Below are 15,198 nucleotides of genomic sequence, written 5' to 3'. Positions count from 1 at the left end.
TTGGTGGTCGTTCAACGGGACCCGTTACTGTCTCATTCTTCGGCAGGTCTGTCCTCCACATGGGTGCTGGACGTACCGGTCAGTCTGGTGACGATGCCGCGCGCCGTCGCGACTATCGTCAACTGGGTGCAGCGGGGACAGGCCGAATATGTCTGCATCCGCGACGTTCATGGCGTAATGCGTGCGCAGAACGATCCGGAACTTATGTCTATTCATAATCATGCTGGCATGGTTACGCCGGACGGCATGCCGCTAGTTTGGATCGCTAGACATCGCGGTCATGATGTGTCGCGGGTCTGTGGGGCTGATTTGGTTGCCGCGCTGTGTGCGGTATCGGTCGACAACGGCATCCGCCATTATTTCTACGGCGGAAAGCCCGGCGTGGCCGCACGTATGGCGGCGGCCCTGCAGACGCGATTTCCCAAGCTGAATGTCGCAGGTGCCAGCACGCCGCCTTTTCACTCACTGTCCACCGAAGAAGATGCTGCCGCGACGGCGGAGATTTCTGCGGCGCGCCCGCATGTTGTTTGGGTCGGCCTGTCAACTCCTAAGCAGGAATATTGGATGCGCGATCATGTCGGCCGCATCCCCGGTGCGACACTGATCGGGGTCGGTGCAGCGTTCGATTTTTATGCTGGCGATGTGAAGCGTGCGCCGGAATGGATGCACCATAACGGTCTGGAATGGCTCCACCGCTTGGCTAGCGAACCCGGACGACTGTGGCGTCGCTACTTGGTGATGGCACCGCATTTTGTTGGTAAAGTAATACTAGCCGGTTGGCGAGATCGCAAGTGAACGGATCGGCTAGCCGCAAGGTAGTATTTTTGACGCATACTGTATTCCATTATCGTCAGGCTTTCCATGAACTAGTGCGCGAGAACCTACAGCGCGATCGGGTCGACTATGTTGTCGTCTACGGCCAGCCGGACCGAATTGAGGAGCGTAAGAACGATGCAGTTAACTTATCTTTTGGCCGAAAAATCCGGAATCGCTATATCTACCGTTTGGGGCAGCCACTGATCTATCAGCCCGCACTGCGTGCGTTGCTGTCAGCCGACCTTGCGATTATTATCCAAGAAAATAGGCTGCTGCTGAACTATCCGGTTCAACTGTTCCGTCGACTTCTGAAGCCAAAGATTGCATTGTTTGGGCATGGTCGAAATTTCCAGTCACGCAATCCTGATGGGCGTGCCGAACGATTCAAGCAATTCTGGGCGGATAAATCTGATTGGTGGTTCGGCTATACTGAGGAAACCCGCAGCCACATCGCAGCGCTGGGTTTCCCTGACGATCGCATTACCGTGTTCAACAACGCCGTCGATTCAGGTACTGTGCGCCGTGCCGCCAATGCGGTGACGGCGGAACGTATGCAGGCGCGTCGTGTCGAACTCGGGCTAACCGGCAACAATGTCGCTGTGTTCGTAGGCGGCCTCTACCCTGACAAGCGGCTTGATTATCTAGTGGCGGCGGCTGATTTGATCCGAGCGTCTGTGCCAGATTTTGAACTTATCGTGGCAGGCGGCGGCGTGGATTTGCCGCTGATCAAGCAGCTAGCGACATCGCGGCCTTGGATAAAAGTAATGGGGCCGCGCTTCGGCACCGACAAGGTTGAACTGATGCGGCTAGGGAAAATTTTTCTGATGCCGGGGCTGCTTGGGCTGGCGATTCTTGATGCGGCCGCAGCAGGGCTACCAACAATCACGACTGATTTTCCGTGGCACAGCCCAGAGATTGCCTATCTGGAAAACGGCGTAAACGGGCTACGGGTGCAGGGATGGGACGATCCGGCCGCCTATGCCGTGGCAGTGGTCGGACTGCTGGGCGATACCGAACGGTTGCAGAACATGACGGCTGCCGCACGCCTGCTATCGGATAATTATACGATTGAGGCAATGGCAGAACGTTTTGCCGATGGCGTGCGTGCCGCACTAGCAGCCGGACGGCGTGGCTGAATGGCCTCGGGAAGGACCAAGAGCATGTTGCGGATCGCCGATAAATATCGCGGTGTCCGCGATCGGATTTGGACTGGGATCGGGCGGATCCAAGCTAAGATACACCACGTCCAGATTGGACACGGCAGTTGGATCGTGGGCCTCCCAATCCTATCAGGCGGAGATATTGGTACGATTCGGATTGGGGCGCGGTGCGTACTGAACAGCCGGGCGGATGGCACTGCGCTTGGCACGTCGCACCCGGTCGTGCTCCGCTGTCTGACACTTGGCGCGGAGATCATAGTCGGGGCAGATTGTGGCCTTAGCGGTACGACGATTTGCGCGGCCGTCAGCGTTCGCATCGGCGAGCGGTGTCTGTTCGGGGCCGACGTCCTGATCTTCGATACAGATTTTCATCCTCATGCCCCGGTTGGGCGCCGTTATGCCCGTCCGGACTGGTTAACGATAAGCCGGGCAGTGAGGATCGGCGACGATGTATTTATCGGCGCGCGTTCGATCATTCAGAAGGGCGTGACGATCGGTGATGGGGCGATTGTGGCCGCTGGTAGCGTTGTTATCAAACCGGTCCCGGCGATGGCGGTAGTGGGTGGCAATCCGGCGCGGGTGATCCGAATGCTCGACGTCTGACAGTTCTGTACAGGTCAGCGTCCAAGACGTGCCTTCCCAATAACACCGCCGCTCCACTGGTTCGCTACAGGTTCCTGCAAGCCGGGCATATTGGAATAATCCGCACGGACTGGCCCCTTGGACCGGGTCCCGCTTACCCGCACGCCGGTTGGCCGCATGCCGTTAGTCGACAATGCGATTACGCCGGTACCAGGCACAGCGCGGCCATCGACCGTAAAGCTGTTACCATCAAAAATGCTACCATCGCCACCGGCGAAAATGCCATAATCGTGTGTCAGCGCTAGCGCGTTGGCCCGGTAGGTGATCCGGTTGCGGCGCATGTCGGTCCGGCCAGGGACGAAGAACAGGATGCGATCGGCGACATCGGGAGGGCGCGAACTGTCGACCGTGACGATATTGTCGTAGATCATCGCGGTCCCTGCCGGCCGGTCATAATCCACTATCGACCGGATCGGATCTGTGACGACATTGTCAGAGAATAGCACGGCTTGGCCGCGCGACTGCAACGCCTTGAAGGGCCGGACGAACCGGTTTGCGGTAACGTGGACTAGCTGGCGCCCACTATATTCCGGTTCCTGTACCTGCACAGCCACCACCCGGTTCGGATTGCCGTCCGTCCATAAACACTGGTTACGGCGAATAAGCGCACCCCGTCCACCGCCAACCTCAATGCAGAACGCGGTGGGCCAGTTCTCGATGCAATTGCCTTCGATAACGCTGTCTAGTCCGACCGCTGAAATCGCAAAATATTCGGGCATCGGCCTGCCGGTGGCCTCGGAGACAATCCGGTTGTTGACGATATGCGAACCACGAATAACCTTCGCTGGTACGTCTTGAATCCGGCTAAAGTCCTCGATTCCCATCCGACCCGGATAAAGGATCGTGTTGCCATCAATCACATGACCTTCGGCCGCTAGCGAAGTCACCGTACAAAGACCGGTCAATGCGTTCTGCGGCGCACGCAGGAACACGCATCGTCGGACGATGGTGCGCTGCGCCGAACCGAAACTGTAATAGAGGCCGCACCCTGTAAAGTGGCAGTCTTGGATAACATTGTCCACGACGCCAACTCCCCAGACGGTGATCGCCACTGGGGAGTACGTGGCGGTCCTGCCTGGCCGGACCGTGACTTTGGTGCGTTCGATTCGGCTACCGGATCCTTCCATCCGGATTACGGACGACGTACGGTTCGCGACGAACGATGCGTCGCCGGCCTCCACGACGATATGAACATCACGCAGCACGCAGAAATCCGTCATCGCAACATGGGTACCGATGTCGCGTAGTTGTCCGGTCGGGCTCTGTGCTGCGCTGATCGTTGCTCCCTTCGCCGCTAAAGTCTGACCCGCGCGCACAACTATGGTTGTCGAAATGCGGTATGCTGTTGAGGTTAACAGGACGGTCGTGGCTCCCCGGTCCAGCGCGCGTTGGATGGCGACGTCGTCGAAATCACCCCCGCTGGCTGGGATTTTGACCATGCGCTCCCCGGCCGCGTCGGTAGGCATGGCGAGCGCCGTGACGGCAAGCCCCCCGAACCGCCGACGGGACAGCAGCTTGCTCATCAGCTGCGACCGCGACGTGGCAACACTAACCAGCGATATGGCAGCAAAAAATGGAACGGCAACCAAGCACCCGAAAATCGCCTAGTGATCCGCCACCAGTCCCTGAAAGGCACACCGCGATGCGTGTTCACCAGCTTCCATTGTTCGGACAGCGGCAGGCCAGGAGCACCGTAATTTCCGTTGCGCTTGCGGTTATTGGCTTCACAAATTCCAAGTGTTCCTGGCATCAGCAGAACGTCGATGCCACGGCGCGAGGCGCGCAGGCCATAATCGTAATCGCCAAGATTGTGGAGGAAGGCGGAATCGTTAATCCCGATCACATCGACGACCGCTTGTGGCACGAGTACAATGTTGCCGTTGAAGGTATCGATCGCCCGCACGTCGGCTGCATCGGGTTCGACAATATCAAGTCGAAACGACCAAGGTGACGCATGCCAGCGCTTGCCGCTGTAGGTTAGCCGGCCAGCAGCATCGCGCGTTGCTCCGGCAAGGATGAAGCGGTCATGGCCGAGCGAAGCGCGCAGCCGGCCATGCTGGACGACCAGCCGGTTCAGCCCGTCCGCGTCGAGCAAGACATCGTCGTTTAGCCAAAGAAAAGCATCTACGTTCAGCGTTAGCGCATGTTTCCATGCCTTGTGGAGGCCGCCATTCCAGAAATTATCGCCGGATCCCCGTAGGATTGTGGTCTGCGGGCTAATCGCTGCCACCGCGTCAGCGGTGCCATCGGTCGAACCGTCGTCGAGCAGTATAATCAGTAAATCAGCGACGTGCCGAGCCTGTTCGAGTGCGCGGATCGCGCGGACGGTGATGTCCCGGCGATTATGGCTAGTCACCAGCACAGCAATTTGCAGCGGCGGCAAGGAACCCACCGGGATGACGTCCGCGGATTTTTCAATGTTCATCGCGGTTTCCTAATTTCTGGCATGAGGTCCGCCTGCCAGCCTTACCCAGTCCGTCAGAAACTAGGAAGATTCGGTTTCGAGATTTTTTCGTATCCTCTATTGCGACGTTGCCGCACGGTGTTTGCTGTCCCTGCGGCACGGATCCATCCGTGCCGCAGGGACGATCGGGTCTGCAAGGATGAGCACGCGATGGAACTGGGTACAAGCGCGCGTGATGCCAGTTCGGATTCGGAATTTCCCGAACGGAAAGACGACACAGCCAATGGTAATATGACATCTGGCCTAATGGCGTTCCGGGTTCGCGAAAACGTAACGCGCTCCCAGCGCATGTTCATGCTGGCTGTCTGGATGGGGATTGCCGCGATCGTGTATCGCGAAGCCGTCGGCAACGACACGCTAGTCTTCATCGGTAGCTATAACCTGACTACTGCCGAGATCGTGCTCGTGTCTGCCCTTGGAGCGTTGGCATTTAACTTCGGCGCAGTCCTGCGAGGGTTGCGGGTGCGGAACATTCCCGAGATCATCTTGGTAGTTATTCTAACCGCTAACTTGCTGCGCGGGCTAACGCTCAATCCTATGGCGGCAATTGTGTCTGTGCGTGGGACAGGGCCACTAGCGGTGTACCTACTGCTAACGATCGCTATCACCCGTGCCCCCCGTATTGCGGAAAGGACCCAGGCCGCGATCCTAATTGGGGCAACGTTAGTGGCGCTGCTGTGCTTGGTCCGCCACTTCACAGGTTTGCTTATGACTGATTTCGTGCGGACTGATGGGCGGATGATTGGAATGTGGGGTGCGCTGCTGGTCGCGATTGGTTGCACCCTGCTACTGTCCGGGCTGATGCGCGGCACGTTGCGGCGGTACGGCCTGTTTATGCTGCTACTGTTGCTAGTTAGCTTAATATTAACTGCGCAGGGCACCGGCATCGTCTGCGGCATGGTTGGCATGGCGATCGTCTTCGCCTTTGAAAAAGGGCTGACCCGTAGTATACGCATGACGCTGTTTTTTGCCCTGCTGTTGCTGCTAGGCATCGTCATTGTGGCCTTCCCGAACATCAGCTCGCTGCAGGGGCTGGCGACCGTGCTGCCGGACGGAATCTCTCAATTCGTCTTAGACCGTGATCACACTAGCAACACGCGTAAGCTCATCTGGCAAGGTGTAATGCAAAGCTACGAAAACTGGCCGCTGGAGAACAAGTTGTTTGGATTTCCTTCTGGCTCGATACCGTTCATCGTTACTCAGGAATGGGGCGGCGTGGTCTGGGAAAATTCGGTCCACAGTATGTACTTTCAGACGCTCATCATCCAAGGCGTCATCGGCGTTGTCGCCTATGTCGCCGTCCTGCTACTCGCGTTGGGCGCGGCACTGCTCAAGGCACTAGCCCTGAAACGCCGCACCGATGCGCAGCCAGTCATCAGCTTTCCCGCAGCCTTAGCGCTAGTCATTAACATCGTACTGTTTGGCTATTCCTATGATTTCCGCGGCGAACTATCGCCGCTGCTAATGCTTGGTTTGGGGGCGGCATGGACATCGACGCGCGAACAGCGTTCGCTACCTCAGCCTGTAATATCCCATTCGACCCAAACGGATACCCTGCATGCCCGCTAACGACGCCGCCGGGCCGGGCACCCCGCACATTCTGATCTCTGCTTTCGCCTGCTTGCCCGATCGCGGGTCAGAACCGGGGGTGGCGTGGAATTGGATTTTGACGCTCGCACGCCATGGCCAGCATACGTCGGTGCTGACTCAGATCCGCAACCGCGCCGCGATTACAGCATGGGCCGCCGGGCCGGACGGGGCTGCGATCCGCGGCATTACCTTCCACTATGTCCCATTCTTTGGATCACGTCCTATCCCGTTCGGCACCCCCGGCCATTATCTCTATTATTATCTTTGGCAGATTGCAGCGCTGCTGTACCTTCTGCGGACGGGGGCGTGGCGCGGCGCAACGTTGATCCATCACCTTACGTATGGCGGCATTAACACCGGATCCCTGCTGTTCCTGCTGCCGCGGACCTTCATGTTCGGCCCGATGGGTGGCGGCGAGACCGCACCGCTGCGGCTAGTACGTCAATTCGGGCGCAAGTCGCTGCTGATTGAGATGGTGCGCACCACATTGATCGGGATCGCCCGGATCAACCCAGTCCTGCTGCTGATGCAGCTGCGGGCGCGTCGCATCCTGATGAAAACGCCGGAAAGCGCGAGCTGCATGATCTTGGGCGGGAATCGCGTCGTTACCACGGTGGAGATTGGCGCACCTGTTGCCAACTCCGTGCTTGCGACCGCAGCCGATTCAGAAACACGTCCGTGTCGCATTCTGTTCGCCGGGCGGCTGCTTTATTGGAAGGGCGCGGAGCTGCTGGCTGACGCGCTGGCACAACTGGACCGGCCAGGCGTGCAAGTAGAAGTGGTCGTCATCGGCAGGGGCGTGCGCGAGCGAGCGGTTCGAGAACGGTTCGGACGGCTCACCCATATTCGTGCTGACGTGCGTGGCGCGGTGCCGCAGCCAGAACTGTTCGCCGCCTATCGCGACGCGGACCTGTTCGTCTTTCCCAGCCTGCACGATTCCAGTGGAAATGTCGTACTGGAGGCGATGACGTTTGGGCTGCCGGTAATCTGCCTCAATCTGGGTGGACCGCCCTTATTAGTCGGCGATACGGGCGTCGTGGTATCAGCACGGGATGCTGGCTATGCTTTAGTAGTCGACAGGCTAGCGACAGCAATTGCTGCGTTGATAGCAGATCCAGACGCGCTGCGTGCTCGTGCCAGCCAAGCGCAATCGCGTGCCGCCAGTTTCAGCTGGGACGCGGCTGTGCGCAACGGATATGGACCGCTGCTAAGTTGGCGGCAGGATGGTGAGCCAGAGAAACGGCCGGGTGCCTGGTAGACACGGTATGAAGGGGGAAATCGATGCGGGTGATGTACTGGCCGAACGAGCCAATGCGCGTGGCGCTGCCTTGGCAGGTCGGAGGACGCCACGGCTTCGAACAGCTGCTAGCCGATGGCGATATCAACGCGCTTGAAATTTTTTCCTACCGGCGTGAACCTCCCGGTGGAGAGGACGTTACGGCGTTTCACGATCGCTGTTCGGACGCGGTCTTGCGGTTTCAACCCGACATCCTGTTCGTACAGCATGTTCAGGACACGCAGGTGGGCGAAGCACTGTGGATGAGGCTACGCCGCGAAAATCCGCGCATGACGATAGCCTACCATGAAGGCGATCCTTTCGACCGCCGGATTAAGCGGATCGACGCGGCGACCATTTCAGCGGTGCGCCATGCCGATATTACTTTCGCCTGCGGACTGGGAACGTTGGCAGACATTTTGAGTGAACATAGCCGCACGCCGATCCAGTTCCTACCGCACTGCTTCGACATCGCCCGCTTTGCGCAGCGCGACGTAAGGTTGGCGACCAAAGAGCATGACATTGTCATGATCGGTAACAAGGGGCATCGGCGGCTAGCAAAATTTTTGTTTGTGCCCGGCGGGCGGAAGCGCGCGCAGCTTGCGCGCCAACTGAGCGACACGTTCGGTACCCGTTTCGCGCTGTTCGGCAACGGCTGGGTCGGACTAGCCGGGGCCCGTGGGCGGTTACCGTTCGCCGATCAGGAAAAGGCGATTCAGAGCGCGCGGATCACCGCGAACTGGGATCACTTCGACGAGATCGCCTATTATTTTTCGGATAGGCTGCCGATCGCACTGGCTGCCGGCGTGCCGCATGTCACGAGCTACCATGCCGGGTACGAGTTCTTGTTTCGTGACTGCCCTGGTCTTTACAGCGTCCGCACGGTACGTGAGGCGGTGGAATGCTGTCGCTGGCTGACTAGTAGGCCCGACGCTGAACTGCTGGATGAAGGTCTGGCCGGACGCGCATGGATTTTTAGACACCTAGAGGCGACAGTGCTATTCCGACGTGCGTTTGAGGCTATACTGCCGGTACACCAAGCTCGGATTTTGGCTCTTTGACCGAGGGGGTTGGCAACAAAGTCCGGAGCGGCGTTAAGCTGACCTTCTTAACTACGGTAGCTTCTGGGCTGCTACAGGTAGTATTGCTTGTTGTCTTATCGCGGCTGCTAATGCCGCGCGACTATGGCTACTATATCGCGGCACTTGCGCTTGCGAACACCTCGACTGGGCTGTCGAGCAGCATCCTCGAACGTACGCTAGTCGTCCAGCAGGGGGAGGTGGCACCGTCCGGCCGTACCGCGACAATCATCTTTGTTGTGGTTGCATCAGTGGCTCTTGTCACCTTTGCTGTCGCTTGGATTGCCACATCGCTCACGTCTTGGACGATGCCACCCGGCGTGCTCGGCACATTGCTGGTCGCGCAGATCATTGCTAGCATCGGCGTGGTACCACGCGTCAATTGGCGGCGGCGATTGCTGTTCAGGCGGATCGTGTTCGGTGAGATGGCCAGCCAGATCGTCGCTGGTGCACTGCTGTCGATCGCACTGTCTGCGGCGGGATGGGGTGCGCAGGGGTTGGCGTTCGCGCAGGTATTTGGCAGCATAGTGATCGTTGTGGCTGTCACTTGGGGGTCGGGCCTGCGGCTGTCTGGCTTTCGGCCAGAAGAGCTGTTCGTGCTGGTCCGTTCCGCTGGCCAGCTTGGCCGCATCGCCGCGCTGGAGATTGCCAATGCGCAGATTCCATCGCTGTTGCTAACGCTGCTGGCCGGGCCAACCGCTCTAGGTCTGTTTAACCGCGCATATACCGTCGTCCAACTGCCGGTGCAGCTGCTGACTACGTCGATGACTCGCGTCATGATTTCTGCACTTGTACTAATGGTTGACGATCGCAACCGTTTGCAGTCCGGCATGCGCCGGCTCGTCCAGTTCGCGGCTACCATCGTCAGTCCGGTAGCCTTCGGCATCGCTGGTAGCCATAAAGCGTTCACCGCCGTCCTCTTAGGTGGAAAATGGCTCGAGGCTGCACCGCTGATGCCGTTCTTGGCGATCGGCACTTGGACAGTAATGATGGGCTATCTTTTTAGTATTTTGTCTGAAGCAACGCGACATTTCGCCCAAAAGGTTCGGATTCAGGTTGCTAGTACGCTGGTGCTAGTGTTTGGCATCGTTGCTGGTAGCCGGTTCGGGTTGATCGGTGCCAGCGGCGCGATGGCGGTCGCTGGAACGGTGTTCCTGATGTTCTACATGTGGTTAGGTGCGCAGATACTTGGTTTGTCGGTAACACAGGTCGCGCGCTGGATGGTGCCAGGCTTCGGTGCAGGTCTGCTTTGCGGTATCAGCAGCTGGCTGCTGGGGCAGGTTTTTGCCGACCTCTCACCGTTCGTACAACTGGTGATTCAGGTCGGCGATTGCGGACTAGTCACCGTACTTTTCTATCTAGTCTTTTACCGCCCGCTGCTGGCCGAGATTGTGCGCATGGCGATACCTCACCGTTTCGTGCCGCGCTTTCTGGATTAATGCCTTCTGCGGGCGGTCAGTCGTGTTAACAGGCGGCCGCCAAGTCGAATTCCGGGCTGCTCAACCCAGTCATGAACGAACGCGGCAAGTGGAAGCGTGAGTAAGACGGTAGTCAAGCCTAGCAGTACTGCGCCGCCCTCCCCTCGGATAAGGTCGGTGGTGCCAAGAAAACGTATGATCGCATAGGCGATTGGTAGGTGCAGAAGATAAAGACTGTACGACCAATCACCAACTCGAACAAGCGCTTGGTGTAGCAACCAGCGTGACTGTCCCAACGTGATGCCGCGTACGACTATGCTCGCCGCTATTCCTTCAAACAACCCCGGCACGGCAGCATGATAAGACCAATTGCCAATCAGCCGCCCGAACAGCAGCACAATCAATGCAATTACCGTCACAGCACCAGACGGGTGAATTCTACGCATCACTGGCCAGCAGGCTAGTGATGCCCCGAGCGCGAAATCGATTAGGTAAAGAGGAATTTGCCGTGCCGACACCCCTGCAACGAGGCTGAGCATCGCTAGACCGGCAAGAAGCGCAGGTGTCCGACTAGGCCACCGGACGATCATCCAGACCATGGGCGGCAGTACAAGCGATGCCGCCAGTTCGACGGTGATCGTCCAAAGTGGCGGCAGCAAATAGGTACTAAAACCGAGATAGCTGCCAACTACGTTCGCCAGTGAAAAGTTGTTTGTCCCATAATGGATCAGAGTCCAGTCAGGCATGGCAGGTGCCGGTAGTGGGCGAAACAGCATGAAATAGACTAGCCCGAGCGTCACGCCGACCCATAGCGCTGGAAAAATCCGGAAACCTCGCCGCCAGTAGAAACGCCACATCCCTTCCACGTTGAACCCCCGACGAGCCAACGACAATCCAAGCACATAGCCGCTTAGTACGAAGAAGATCACTACGGCAGCATGCGCGTTTAGGATGTTCTCGCCGATGAACTGCGCAATCGGGGCATCGGTGACTAGCCGCAGCACATGATGAAGTAACACCATCATAGCTGCTATTCCACGCAATGACTGGAGTTCCAGATTCTGACTATCCTCCGCACTGCGAACATTGGCAACGCTATCTGTCAATAAGATGTTGTTGGAATGTATCCATGCCTTCGAACCTACCATATGCGGTACTTTATCTTCCTGCCGTAGCGGCATAGTGTGATATCCCTCTTCATATTCTACGGATCGTTGCAGCGGTAGTCGATCGTTCCAAGCAGCATTTTCGTATCCATCCGGTCAGGCTTTCGATTGCCCACAAGTTGTCGCAGACCTGATTATTCGCATCGCACGACGATATCTATTGCAGCTGTGACGTTGAGGCGATGCGCGTGATCCACCGTCAGCTAGAGTCAGGACCCATTGATGTGAGTGTCGCAATCTGATTCAGGCTCCGCAAGGAGACCGGAATGAGCGACCTGTTTTAGCTGACGGACGAGCAGATGGCGCGGCTGCGGTCGTTCTTTTCCAAGAACCACGGCAAGCCTCGGGTAGATGTTGTTGCCCCCTACCTCGCGAGTTTGCATGATGTACTCGCGGGGCGAGCGGTAGCCCAGCGTCTTGTGCGGGTGAACCTCGTTGTAGTGGGTCAGCCAGGCGGGTAGCTGGGCACCCCCAAGAACCCTGGCGTGAACCGGCCGAAGATGATTCACTGCGCCTGAGGATGGAGGGCGGCGGATGCGTCAGGCTGGATTGCTCGGGCTATCGGAGCAGTTGAAGCCGCTGTCGGACTGTGGCGATCCGATGGGGACGATGGCGCGGGTGGTGGACTTCGAGATGTTTCGGCCGGCGTTGGAGAAGGCGCTGGCGTACGGCGACGGGGCAAAGGGTGGTCGCCCGCCGTACGATCCGATGGCGATGTTCAAGGCCTTGATCCTGGCAGCACAGAACACGGTGAGCAACGCGCGCATGGAATTCCTGATCCGCGACCGCTTAAGCTGGCTGCGGTTCCTGGGGTTCGATCTTGGCGCGGCCACACCCGACGAGAACACCATCCGGCTGTTCCGCGAGAAACTGACGCGCGCCGGGGCGATCGATACGCTGTTCACCGCCTTCGACCGGTCCCTGCGCGAGCGCGGGTATCTGCCGATGGGCGGACAGATCGTCGACGCCACGCTGGTGGCGGCGCCCAAGCAGCGCAATACCGCGCTCGAGCGGGTAAGCGATCAAGGCCGGGAGGCCTGCGGCGGAGATCTGGCCGGACGAACCGGCCAGGGCGGCGCAGAAGGATACGGATGCGCGCTGGACGCTGAAGTTCGCCAAGGCACGAGCGCTGCCCGATGGCCGGCCGGGGGTCGACATCGCCAGCTTCGGCTTTGGCTTTGGCTACAAGAGTTCGATCGCGATCTGCCGGCGCTACAGCTTTATCCGACGCGGGAAGGTCACCGATGGCGCGCGCTTCGACGGGCAGATGCTGCGCGACGTGGTGGCCCGCGACAACACCGCCTCCGACATCCGACGTCTGGGCGGACACAGCCTATCGCAGCCGCACCAACGAAGGCTGGCTGAAGGCGATGGGACGAGTCGGTCGCATTCACCGCAAGAAACCCAGGGGCAAGCCGATGTCGCCCCGCGCCGCCGGGGCCAATGCGAAACGCTCCGCCGTCCGTGCCCGCATCGAACACGTGTTCGCCCGGCAGAAGGACCAGATGGGGCTGTTCATCCGCACCATCGGCTTGCGCCGCGCCGAGGTGAAGGTGGGCCTTGCCAACCTCGCCTACAATATCGACCGCCTGATCTTCCACGAACGACGTGCCGCCATGGGATAGCCGCGCCCGGCGCGGAGCTTCCCTGGCAAGGAACAACCGAGAACGGCTCGCTCAGACCGCCGGCAACGTATCCCGTGCTGCCGTTAACCCGCCCTCACCGCCGACCGACATGTTGATGGGGGTGCCCAACTGATCCGGTGGTCCGCCCTCGGCCGCCAGTCCGGCAAAGATGCGGTTGAAGACGCCCATCCGGCTCCAGCGGATGAACCGGTTGTAGATCGTCTTGGGCGGACCGTAAGCCGCTGGTGCATCCCGCCAGCGTAGACCATTGCGGATCACAAAGATGATGCCGCTGACGATCCGCCGGTCATCCACGCGCGGAACACCATGCGAAAGTGAAAAATACGGCTCGATCCGCTGCATCTGCTTCTCTGTCAGCCACAACAGGTCACCCATCCGCGGCTCCTCCACCGCCAATGAATCAACCCGCCAACGCTCGCGCAAGATATTTAATAGGTCCTGAGCCTAAACACTTATACCATTTGTAAAAATTAAAGGCTATTGATCAAGAAAATAGCCATTCTCATTGGCAGGTATACCAACAGATCGACTCTCAATACGACGTCAATCTCTCGGGCAGGATGGCATGCGAACATGGAGTGATGGATTATTATGACTGTAGAGGCAATGAGTCCGCGTGCGCGCCGTTTTGAATATCTCGATCTACTACGGCTGCTATGCGCGATGGCAGTGGTTATATTCCATTACGGCGTCGTCGGCCCCTACACTAAAATATTACCGAATTCTTTCTTCCTTACGCCAAACATTCTCGTCTACGGTCAATTCGGCGTCGAAGTATTCTTCATAATTAGTGGATTTGTTATTTCGCTTAGCGCGCGTAATCGCGGCGCGATTGCGTTCCTATGGGCACGCATTCTCCGGCTCTATCCCGCCTACTGGATCTGCTGCACGCTGACCGCGTTGAGCCTCATAGTTGCAACCACGGGGCATGAAACGCTTTGGAAGCCGGACTGGGTCGAATATCTGGCGAACATGACAATGTTGCAATCCTTCGTTGGCTTACCTTATGTCGATCCAGTTTACTGGTCGCTGGCCGCCGAACTGCGCTTTTATGCGCTGGTCACGCTATTGCTTGCGTTGCGTCAACGTGTTGATTCGCTACCGATCATTGTTGGCTGGACGATTGCGTGTATAGTTGCGCCCTACCTCCCCCCTGTTTTTGGTAAGCTCCTAATGGTGAAGTTGGCACCTTATTTTCTAGCCGGTATGCTAATCCAGCGGTTGACCGATCTAGAACGGGTACTTCCCAAGCTAGCATTGCTAACAGTCACTATGTTCCTGATGCGGGCGCATCTGATCGATATTCATGCCGAGCAGACACTCCGTAAGTTCTTTCCGTTCGATCCTACGATCGCTTTTGCAATCGTTATTACTGGCGCAGGGCTGGTAACCGCCTGCGCATTCTCACCGTCGCCGCGTCGGTTCGTGCCAGTTATGATTGCGATAGGTGGGGCTACCTATCCGCTCTATCTCCTACATTCGTCGACCGGTCAGATCATCTTGGCACGGATCGCAGCATTCTTGAATCCATTTTGGGCCGCCCTCTTCGTAACGACTGGTGTGATAACCGTCTCGTTGATCATTTCGCAAAAGCTGGAACCTCAACTGCGCTCTTGGTTGAGAGCGATCGGCAGCAAAGTAACATCTCGTTATCTGTCGCCCAAGGCGAGTTCATAAGTAGCGGGCTGACCAAGGTAGCGCACAGTGATCAAGGTCATCGTAGTTGTCTGTTCGTAGTCCCCGAGCTAGGCCAAGCACTACTCAAAAACTGTGGCGATGCTGACGTGTTCCCCATTTTCAGGCCGCTGATAAGTTAGAGCATAATCCGAACGGCGTGAATCGTTGAGGGATTCCCAAGGGGACTGAAGTCTGATTCAAGCCTGTCACCGGCGACAGGAGGCCGGTCAGATGGGCAAGCCGTTATCGATGGACCTGCGGGAG

11 protein-coding genes and 3 pseudogenes are annotated in these 15,198 nt (G+C 58.1%); 9 read left to right on the top strand and 5 right to left on the bottom strand.

The window, feature by feature from the left end; genetic code table 11:
* Positions 1–3 precede the first annotated feature (3 nt).
* The 3 genes from LRA89_RS17265 to LRA89_RS20575 are packed head-to-tail and all read left to right on the top strand — an operon-like array spanning position 4 to position 2,579.
* Complete coding sequence (locus LRA89_RS17265) at positions 4–795, top strand: WecB/TagA/CpsF family glycosyltransferase (RefSeq protein ID WP_230772283.1); 792 nt, start codon at positions 4–6, stop codon at positions 793–795.
* Positions 792–1,952: a glycosyltransferase family 4 protein gene (locus tag LRA89_RS17260; protein WP_230772201.1), complete on the top strand. Its 1,161-nt coding sequence runs from the start codon at positions 792–794 to the stop codon at positions 1,950–1,952. Before LRA89_RS17265 ends, LRA89_RS17260 begins: the two co-directional genes overlap by 4 nt.
* 24 nt (positions 1,953–1,976) lie before the next feature.
* Positions 1,977–2,579, top strand: coding sequence for an acyltransferase (locus LRA89_RS20575; RefSeq protein WP_329958524.1), 603 nt, complete (start codon positions 1,977–1,979; stop codon positions 2,577–2,579).
* 14 nt (positions 2,580–2,593) lie between these two features.
* On the opposite strand, the gene LRA89_RS17250 is transcribed toward LRA89_RS20575, so the two are convergent.
* Together LRA89_RS17250 and LRA89_RS17245 are read right to left on the bottom strand one after the other, a co-directional pair.
* Positions 2,594–4,141, bottom strand: coding sequence for a hypothetical protein (locus tag LRA89_RS17250; protein WP_230772200.1), 1,548 nt, complete (start codon positions 4,139–4,141; stop codon positions 2,594–2,596).
* Positions 4,141–5,043 (bottom strand): glycosyltransferase family 2 protein, encoded by a 903-nt coding sequence (locus LRA89_RS17245; protein WP_230772199.1) that lies wholly within the window; start codon positions 5,041–5,043, stop codon positions 4,141–4,143. Before LRA89_RS17245 ends, LRA89_RS17250 begins: the two co-directional genes overlap by 1 nt.
* 189 nt (positions 5,044–5,232) lie before the next feature.
* Here LRA89_RS17245 and LRA89_RS17240 point away from each other — a divergent pair, with 189 nt between their 5' ends.
* From LRA89_RS17240 to LRA89_RS17225, 4 genes are read left to right on the top strand one after another with little or no spacing between them, the layout of a single operon-like run.
* A complete protein-coding gene (locus LRA89_RS17240) occupies positions 5,233–6,651 on the top strand; it encodes an O-antigen ligase family protein (protein WP_230772198.1) in 1,419 nt (472 codons plus the stop codon).
* Positions 6,641–7,930 (top strand): glycosyltransferase family 4 protein, encoded by a 1,290-nt coding sequence (locus LRA89_RS17235; protein ID WP_230772197.1) that lies wholly within the window; start codon positions 6,641–6,643, stop codon positions 7,928–7,930. The genes LRA89_RS17240 and LRA89_RS17235 overlap by 11 nt, the downstream gene beginning before the upstream one ends.
* A 23-nt stretch (positions 7,931–7,953) precedes the next feature.
* A complete protein-coding gene (locus LRA89_RS17230; protein WP_230772195.1) occupies positions 7,954–9,009 on the top strand; it encodes a glycosyltransferase family protein in 1,056 nt (351 codons plus the stop codon).
* A complete protein-coding gene (locus LRA89_RS17225) occupies positions 9,006–10,466 on the top strand; it encodes an oligosaccharide flippase family protein (protein ID WP_268934938.1) in 1,461 nt (486 codons plus the stop codon). The genes LRA89_RS17230 and LRA89_RS17225 overlap by 4 nt, the downstream gene beginning before the upstream one ends.
* Here LRA89_RS17225 and LRA89_RS17220 read toward each other — a convergent pair.
* Both LRA89_RS17220 and LRA89_RS17215 read right to left on the bottom strand, forming a co-directional pair.
* A complete protein-coding gene (locus tag LRA89_RS17220; protein ID WP_230772192.1) occupies positions 10,463–11,626 on the bottom strand; it encodes an acyltransferase family protein in 1,164 nt (387 codons plus the stop codon). The genes LRA89_RS17225 and LRA89_RS17220 overlap by 4 nt on opposite strands.
* Before the next feature lie 350 nt (positions 11,627–11,976).
* Positions 11,977–12,078 (bottom strand): annotated as a pseudogene (locus LRA89_RS17215) (integrase core domain-containing protein); the annotation flags it as partial.
* A gap of 67 nt (positions 12,079–12,145) precedes the next feature.
* Here LRA89_RS17215 and LRA89_RS17210 point away from each other — a divergent pair.
* Positions 12,146–13,236: pseudogene (locus LRA89_RS17210) on the top strand (transposase).
* A 147-nt stretch (positions 13,237–13,383) separates the two neighbouring features.
* Here the strand turns inward: LRA89_RS17210 and LRA89_RS17205 are convergent.
* Positions 13,384–13,632: pseudogene (locus LRA89_RS17205) on the bottom strand (transposase); the annotation flags it as partial.
* A gap of 216 nt (positions 13,633–13,848) precedes the next feature.
* Here LRA89_RS17205 and LRA89_RS17200 point away from each other — a divergent pair.
* Positions 13,849–14,934 carry an acyltransferase family protein gene (locus LRA89_RS17200; RefSeq protein ID WP_230772190.1) on the top strand — a complete coding sequence of 362 codons (1,086 nt, stop codon included), beginning with the start codon at positions 13,849–13,851 and terminating at the stop codon, positions 14,932–14,934.
* The last annotated feature ends 264 nt before the right edge of the window (positions 14,935–15,198 follow it).

The sequence above is a fragment of the Sphingomonas sp. Leaf4 genome, from assembly GCF_920939515.1.
Lineage (GTDB): Bacteria > Pseudomonadota > Alphaproteobacteria > Sphingomonadales > Sphingomonadaceae > Sphingomonas.
The sequence above is the reverse complement of the archived record's forward strand: the minus strand, read 5'-3'. Positions and strand labels throughout refer to the sequence as shown.

Bases quoted from the DNA above. Each gene is read 5' to 3' on its own strand.
- LRA89_RS20575 (WP_329958524.1), top strand. From the start codon at position 1,977: ATGTTGCGGATCGCCGATAAATATCGCGGTGTCCGCGATCGGATTTGG.
- LRA89_RS17250 (WP_230772200.1), bottom strand. From the start codon at position 4,141: ATGAGCAAGCTGCTGTCCCGTCGGCGGTTCGGGGGGCTTGCCGTCACG.
- LRA89_RS17245 (WP_230772199.1), bottom strand. From the start codon at position 5,043: ATGAACATTGAAAAATCCGCGGACGTCATCCCGGTGGGTTCCTTGCCG.
- LRA89_RS17240 (WP_230772198.1), top strand. From the start codon at position 5,233: ATGGAACTGGGTACAAGCGCGCGTGATGCCAGTTCGGATTCGGAATTT.
- LRA89_RS17235 (WP_230772197.1), top strand. From the start codon at position 6,641: ATGCCCGCTAACGACGCCGCCGGGCCGGGCACCCCGCACATTCTGATC.
- LRA89_RS17230 (WP_230772195.1), top strand. From the start codon at position 7,954: ATGCGGGTGATGTACTGGCCGAACGAGCCAATGCGCGTGGCGCTGCCT.
- LRA89_RS17220 (WP_230772192.1), bottom strand. From the start codon at position 11,626: ATGCCGCTACGGCAGGAAGATAAAGTACCGCATATGGTAGGTTCGAAG.
- LRA89_RS17200 (WP_230772190.1), top strand. From the start codon at position 13,849: ATGACTGTAGAGGCAATGAGTCCGCGTGCGCGCCGTTTTGAATATCTC.